This window comes from Cellulomonas hominis (assembly GCF_901521055.1).
Lineage (GTDB): Bacteria > Actinomycetota > Actinomycetes > Actinomycetales > Cellulomonadaceae > Cellulomonas > Cellulomonas endometrii.
The window spans coordinates 1-6541 of record NZ_CABEGA010000091.1 but is presented as its reverse complement, the minus strand read 5'-3'; the positions used below and the strand labels follow the sequence as shown (position 1 = coordinate 6541).

The 6541-nt window shown below is 78.3% G+C and carries 6 protein-coding genes and 1 pseudogene; 6 read left to right on the top strand and 1 reads right to left on the bottom strand.

All coding sequences use genetic code 11. The features are described from left to right. Positions 1-236 precede the first annotated feature (236 nt). The 5 genes and pseudogenes from KJP73_RS18405 to KJP73_RS19755 all read left to right on the top strand — a co-directional run. Positions 237-710, top strand: a complete 474-nt coding sequence (locus tag KJP73_RS18405) for a type II secretion system F family protein (RefSeq protein WP_249669538.1) — start codon at positions 237-239, stop codon at positions 708-710. Between the two features lie 133 nt (positions 711-843). After that, positions 844-1254, top strand: a complete 411-nt coding sequence (locus tag KJP73_RS18400) for a type II secretion system F family protein (RefSeq protein WP_249669537.1) — start codon at positions 844-846, stop codon at positions 1252-1254. 422 nt (positions 1255-1676) lie between these two features. Then, on the top strand, positions 1677-1808 hold the full coding sequence (locus tag KJP73_RS19760) for a DUF4244 domain-containing protein (RefSeq protein ID WP_249669536.1): 132 nt from the start codon (positions 1677-1679) through the stop codon (positions 1806-1808). Between the two features lie 124 nt (positions 1809-1932). Then, positions 1933-2250, top strand: coding sequence for a TadE family type IV pilus minor pilin (locus KJP73_RS18390; protein ID WP_249669535.1), 318 nt, complete (start codon positions 1933-1935; stop codon positions 2248-2250). Beyond that, positions 2151-2606 (top strand): annotated as a pseudogene (locus KJP73_RS19755) (Rv3654c family TadE-like protein); the annotation flags it as partial. The gene KJP73_RS18390 and the pseudogene KJP73_RS19755, both read left to right, overlap by 100 nt. A gap of 42 nt (positions 2607-2648) precedes the next feature. Here KJP73_RS19755 and KJP73_RS18380 read toward each other — a convergent pair. Further along, positions 2649-5252: a DEAD/DEAH box helicase gene (locus KJP73_RS18380; RefSeq protein WP_213284332.1), complete on the bottom strand. Its 2604-nt coding sequence runs from the start codon at positions 5250-5252 to the stop codon at positions 2649-2651. 120 nt (positions 5253-5372) lie between these two features. On the opposite strand from KJP73_RS18380, the gene KJP73_RS18375 reads away from it, so the two are divergent. Continuing rightward, on the top strand, positions 5373-6146 hold the full coding sequence (locus KJP73_RS18375; protein ID WP_213284336.1) for a LamB/YcsF family protein: 774 nt from the start codon (positions 5373-5375) through the stop codon (positions 6144-6146). Positions 6147-6541: the final 395 nt, after the last annotated feature.

The window sequence follows — 6541 nt, the reverse complement described above, 5'->3', positions numbered from 1 at the left end:
CCCCTCCGGGGGCAGGTGCCCGCCGGCGTGGACCGCGCTCACCGCCTGCGCCGCGAGCGCGGCCCGGTCCAGCCCGGCGAGCGCACCGAGCGCCTCGAGCCGCGCGGGGACGTCGGTCGCGGCGTTCGCGATCGGCGGCGGACCCGTCGGCGGCCCTGGGCGCGGCCGTCACCGCGGTCGCCGCCGAGCTGCGCGCGGGCCGCTCGCCCGGGGAGGCGTGGCGCGCGGTCCTGGGCGTGGCGACTGAACCCGACGGCACCCCGCGGGCGTCCGACGTCCTCGCGGCCCTCGTGGGACCGCCGGTGCACCGGCGCCGGGGCGGCCCGGGCGGGCACGCTCGCGCGCTGCTCGAACGACGGGTCGCCGGAGTGCTCGCGGCCACCCGGCTGGCCGGGGTCGTCGGTGCGCCGCTCGCCGGGGTGCTCGACGGCTATGCGCGCTCGCTGACCGCCGACGCCGAGGCGGAGACCGGCGTGCGTGCCGCGCTGGCCGGGCCCGCGCAGACCACGACGCTGCTGACGTGGCTCCCCGCGGTGGGAGTCGGCTTGGGCGCGCTGCTGGGAGCCGACCCGCTCGGTGCGCTGCTCGACGGGGGCGTCGGGAGCGCCGCGGGCGTCGCCGGCTCCGCCCTCACCCTCGCCGGCCGTGCGTGGGTGCGCCGGATGGTCGCGGCCGCCCGGGAGGCAGGGCTCGGTGGGGCGGGTGGCTGACCTGCTGCTCGTGCTGCTCGTCGGCCTCTCCGTGCTCGTGGCACGTCCGCGGGCACGTCGGCCTGCGGCGGTCGGGCGGGGGTCGCCTCGCGCGGCTCTGGGGGAAGGGACGGGCGGCGCCGGGGTGGACGGGGTGACCGTCCTGGAGCTGCTCGCCGTGGCGGTCGAGGCCGGGGCCAGCGTGCCGCACGCCCTCGCCTCGGTGGGCGCGGCGCTCGGCGGACCCACCGGCGCGGACCTCGCGCGGGCCGGGTCGGCGCTCCTGCTGGGCGCGTCCTGGCCCGCCGCCTGGACGCACGCGCCCGACCAGGGCCGGCAGCTGGACGGGCTCGCCGCGTCGTGGACGACCGGCGCCGCCTGCGGGCCGATCCTGCGTGCGTCCGCTGCCGCGCTCCGCCGGCGACGCGAGCGTGCCGCGCAGGAGGCCGCGGGCCGCCTCGGGGTGCGCATCGTCCTGCCGCTCGGGCTGTGCTTCCTGCCCGCGTTCGTGCTCGTCGGGCTGGTGCCGGTGCTGCTCTCGCTGGCCGGGAGCCTGTTCGGCTGACGCGCGGTCGGGCCGCCGCGGGCGAGCGGCCTGTTGCGGAGCTTCTCGACCGTGAGGGTCGCGATCCACGCGCGTCGCGGTCCCCGAGTCGTCCACAGCGCCGGCGGGCAGGCGTCGTCCCCAGGTCGGCCTCTCGGGCACGCGGGTCGACCGCTCCGGTGCGGGAGCGTCGAACCGTCGGCCGGTGGGCGGTCGACGGCGACGGGAGGTGCGAGATGGCGGAGACCAGGAGCAGCGCGGGCACGGTGCGGGGCACGACGCACGGCGCTCTGCGGGGCACGGCGCACGGTGCGGTGCAGGAGCCGGCGCGCCGGTCGGTGCGAGACGCGGCGCGAGGCGCAGGGCGCGGGGTGCGTCGGGCGGTCGCACGGCGTGCCCGAGCGGTGCGCCGCGGGGTGACCGGGGCCGGCCGCGATGCCGGGATGGCGACGGCGGAGTACGCGATCGTGATGATCGCGGCCGTGGGGTTCGCGGGCCTGCTCGTGGTGATCCTGCGCAGCGCCGAGGTCCGCGAGGCGCTGACGTCGCTGGTGCGCGACGCCCTGTCGGTGTGACGTGGAGCAGGGACGACGGCGGACCGCACACCTCTGGAGAACCCGGCTCGCGGCATGCAGTCAGGGACCGGCGGCGGGACCCCTCAGCCGGCGCCGGGCGGGTGCGGCCGCCGACCGCGGTTCCGTGACCGCGGAGTTCGCGGTGCTGCTGCCGGTCGTCGCGCTGCTCGTCGCGGTGGTCCTCGGGCTGACGGCGGCCGCTGCGACACAGCTCCGCTGCGCGGACGCCGCCCGGGCCGGTGCTCGGGCGGCCGCGCTGGGGGACGACGACGCAGCGGTGGCCGCCGTCGCGCAGCGGGTCGCGGGGGACCGGGTCCGCGTCGCGGTCGGACGGGAGGACGGGTGGGTGGTGGTGTCCGTCGAGGGCACGGTCGGCCCGACCCTCCCGCTGGTCGGCGGCCTCGTCGTGCACGCCGCGGCGACGGGGCGGGCGGAGCCGTGAGGACCGACGGCGGGGACGACGGCCCCTCGCGCGACGGACGCCTCTGCGGCTCCGACCGCGGTTCGGGGTCCGTCCTCGTCGTCGTGCTCGTCGCCGTCGCGCTCGTGCTCGCGGCGGCGCTGGGGTGGCTCGCCGGTGCCCAGGCTGCGCGCGGGCGTGCGCAGACGGCCGCCGACCTCGGGGCGCTCGCGGCCGCCCAGCGGCTGTTGACCGGTCGCGGCGACGGCTGCGACGTCGCCCGGGACGTGGCGGTGCGCAACCGTGCGGTCCTCACCGAGTGCGTCGACGAGGACGGCGGCGTGGTCCGCGTCGGCGCGGCAGTGGCGTTCCCGCTCGGTGACGCCACAGCCGTGGCGCGCGCCGGCCCACGGGGTCCCGCGGGTGCCGGCGTCCGCCCGTCAGACGGTGCCGGCGTGCTCGAGGACGGCGTCCAGCAGCCGCACGGCGGCGGCCTTCTCCAGCGGGTTGTTGCCGTTCCCGCACTTCGGGGACTGCACGCACGCCGGGCACCCGGACCGGCACGGGCAGGTGGCGATCGCCTCCCGGGTGGCCCGCAGCCACGTGGCACCGAGCGCGAACCCCCGCTCGGCGAACCCGGCACCGCCCGGGTAGGCGTCGTGCACGAACACGGTCGCCTGCTCCGTGTCGACGTGCAGGGCTGTCGACACGCCCCCGAGGTCCCACCGGTCGCAGGTCGCGAGCAGCGGAAGGAGCCCGATCGAGGCGTGCTCCGCCGCGTGAAGGGCGCCCGGGGCCGTCTCGACGGTGATCCCCGCGCGCTCCAGCACCTCGGCGGGGGCCGTCCACCACACGGCGGTGGTCGGCAGGGTCCGGGCGGGCAGGTCCAGCAGCTCCGAGCCCAGCACCTCCATGCCGGGGATGCGCTTGCGCTGGAAGCTCAGCACCTGGGTCGTCACGTCGACCGCCCCGAACCCCCACGTCACGGGGCCCCAGCGGCGCTCGGCGGTCGTGGAGCGGATCTCCGTCGTCGTGACCCAGCGGGCCCACGTGCCGTAGTCGACGTCCCGCCGGTCGACGAGCGCGACGCCGTCCTCCAGGCGCAGCTCGTCCACCACGTACGTCGCTCCCTGGTGCACGTAGACCGCGCCGGCGTGGACCGTGGAGTCGGCCGCCGCGGCGTCCACCGTCCCGAGCAGGCGGCCGGTGACGCCCTCGACCACCCGTACGGGGTCCCCGCCGGTGCCGCGCAGGTCCGTGAGCCGGGCCGCCTGCTCGGCGTGCGTCCAATACCAGCCCGACGGGCGCCGGCGCAGCGCCCCGCGCTCGACCAGCACGTCGAGCAGCTCACGCGTCCCAGGCCCGAACAGGTCGAGCTCCTCCGCGCGGATCGGCGTCTCGGCGGCGGCCGCGCACAGGTGCGGGGCGAGCACGTACGGGTTCGTCGGGTCGAACACCGTCGCCTCGACCGGGGCGTCCAGCGCGGCCTCCGGGTGGTGCACCAGGAAGGTGTCGAGCGGGTCCTCCCTCGCCACGAGGACGACCAGCCCCTCCGCGCCCGCACGGCCGGCGCGCCCCGCCTGCTGCCACAGCGACACGCGGGTGCCCGGCCAGCCGGCGATCACCACGGCGTCCAGGCCGGAGATGTCGACGCCCAGCTCGAGCGCGTTCGTCGTCGCGAGCGCCCGCAGGCGTCCCGTGCGGATCGCCTCCTCCAGCGCGCGCCGCTCCTCCGGCAGGTAACCGCCCCGGTACGCGGCCACGGCGGACGCGAGCTCCGGGTCGACGTCGCGCAGGTGCTCGCGCGTGACCGTCGCGACGGACTCGGCGGCGCGGCGGGACCGGGTGAACGCCAGGGTGCGCGCACCGGCCGCGGTCAGGTCGGCGAGCAGGTCCGCGACCTCGGCGGTCGCCGAACGTCTCGGGCGGTCGGGGTCGTCGGCGACCAGGTCCTCGCCCGTGCCCCGCGGCCCGGAGCCCTCCCGCGCAGGGCCGACGGAGCCGGCGTCCGGGCCTGGCGCCGGTGCGGCCGTCCGGGCCGAGACGTCCGTGCCGTCGGCTGCCGCCCCGGGGGCGTCCTCGGGGACCGCTCCCGGCGCGTCGCGGTCGACGTCCACCGGCGGCTCGTCGAGCGGGAGCGCCCAGGGGTCGTCCTCCGGGAGCAGCCCCGACCACGGCCCCGCTGCGGCCGGGACCTCGGCGGGCTGCCACAGGGCGACGGTCTTGCGGCCGGCCGGAGAGGCGTCGTCGGCGACCGAGACGACCTCGTGGGGCGCGACGCCGATCAACCGGGCGGCGCTGGCCGCGGGCTCGGCGGTGGTCGCGGACGCGAGCAGGAACACCGGGTCGGCCCCGTAGGTCGCGGCGAGCCGTCGCAGGCGTCGCAGGACCGCCGCGACGTGCGCGCCGAACACGCCGCGGAACGCATGGCACTCGTCGAGCACGACGTACCGGAGCGACCCGAGCAGCCGCGCCCACCGGCGGTGCTGCGGGAGCAGCGCGAAGTGCAGGAAGTCGGGGTTCGTCAGCACCACGTCCGCGTACTCCTGCGCCCAGCGGCGTTCCTCCTGGGCGGTGTCGCCGTCGCAGGTGGAGACCCGGATGTCCCGGACGCGCGCCGCCGTCAGCACCCGGTCGAGAGCGTGCAGCTGGTCCGCGGCGAGCGCCTTCGTCGGGCACAGGTACAGGACGGACCCTCGGCGTGCGACCGTCTCGATCCGCCCGGGGTCGAGCGTGCGGGCCGCGGCCTGAGCACGAACGGCGGACAGCGACGGGAGCCAGAACGCGAGGGACTTCCCCGAGCCGGTCGACGTGGACAGCACCGTGTGGTGCCCGGACCAGGCGGCGTCGGCGGCAGCGGCCTGGTGCTGCCACGGACGCTCCACGCCCAGCGCGCGGTACCCGGAGACCAGGTCCGCGTCCGCCCAGCCGGGCCAGTCGACGGGCACGCCCTCCCGCGCAGGCAGGTGGCGCACGTGGGTGAGCCGGTCGGCCCGGCGGCCGCCCGCGAGCAGGACGTCGAGCAGCTCACCGGTCCGGACCACGGCACCATCCTCGCCCCTGCGCGGGGGTGGGGCGCCCCGACGGGGTGCCGGCCGGACGACCGTCACGCGCCGGGGACGCCGTGCTCCTCGTGGGAAGGCCGGTCGCGGCAGGATGGGACGGTGGCGACGCACATCGACCTGAACTGCGACCTCGGCGAGGGCTACGGCGCCTGGACCCTCGGCGAGCCCGGCACGGACGACGCCCTGCTCGACGTCGTCACCAGCGCGAACGTCGCCTGCGGGTTCCACGCCGGCGACCCGGCGATCATGGCGGCCCGGTGCTCGACCGCTCTCGCGCGGGGCGTGGCCGTCGGTGCGCACGTCGGGTACCGCGACCTCGTGGGGTTCGGGCGCCGCCGGCTGGACGTGCCGCCGGACGTCCTGGCTGCCGAGGTGGCCTACCAGATCGGCGCGCTCCAGGCCGTCGCGCGCACCGTCGGCGCCCGCGTCGGCTACGTGAAGCCGCACGGCGCCCTCTACAACCGGATCGTGCACGACGAGGAGCAGGCGCTCGCCGTGGTGACCGGTGTCGCGGGGGTCGACCCCGGGCTGGCGGTGGTGGGCCTGCCGGGGTCGGCCGTGCTCCGGCACGCGCGTGCGGCGGGGCTGCGCACCGTCGCCGAGGCGTTCGTGGACCGGGGCTACCTCGCCGACGGGACGCTCGTGCCGCGCGGGCAGCCCGGTGCGCTCGTGACGGACCCTGCCGAGGCCGCCGCCCGCGCCGTGCGGATGGCGCGCGACGGGGTGGTCGGCAGCCTCGACGGCGGGGACGTCGCGGTGGAGGCGGAGTCCCTCTGCGTGCACTCGGACACCCCGGGAGCGCTGCCGCTCGCCCGCGCCGTCCGGGAGGCCCTGGTCGCCGCGGGTGTCGAGCTCCGGCCGGTCGCCGCGTGACGGGCCGGCGGGTGATGAGCCCGCGCATGACGGATCCGCGCGCGATGGGCGGACGCGTGACGGGCCCGCGCGCGGCAAGCGTCCGCCGATGACCGTCCGCGCGGTCCCGTACGGCCCGGAGGCGGTGCTCGTCGACCTGCCGGACCTCGCCGCCGTGCGGGCGCTGGACGACGCGTTGCGGGCGGACCCGCCCACCGGTGCGGTCGACGTCGTGCCCGCGGCCCGCACCGTGCTCGTGCGGTTCGGGTCCGCCTCGGCCGCCCGCGCGGGCCTCGGCGCCGTGCTGGCGGCGGCGCGGCGGGGGCCCGGCCCCCGCGGCGGGTGGCTCTTATACACAACTCCCAGCCCACGAGACGCCACGCTATCTCCTATGCCGGCTTCCGCCTGGAAAAAAA

Bases quoted from the DNA above. Each gene is read 5' to 3' on its own strand.
- KJP73_RS19760 (WP_249669536.1), top strand. From the start codon at position 1,677: ATGGCGACGGCGGAGTACGCGATCGTGATGATCGCGGCCGTGGGGTTC.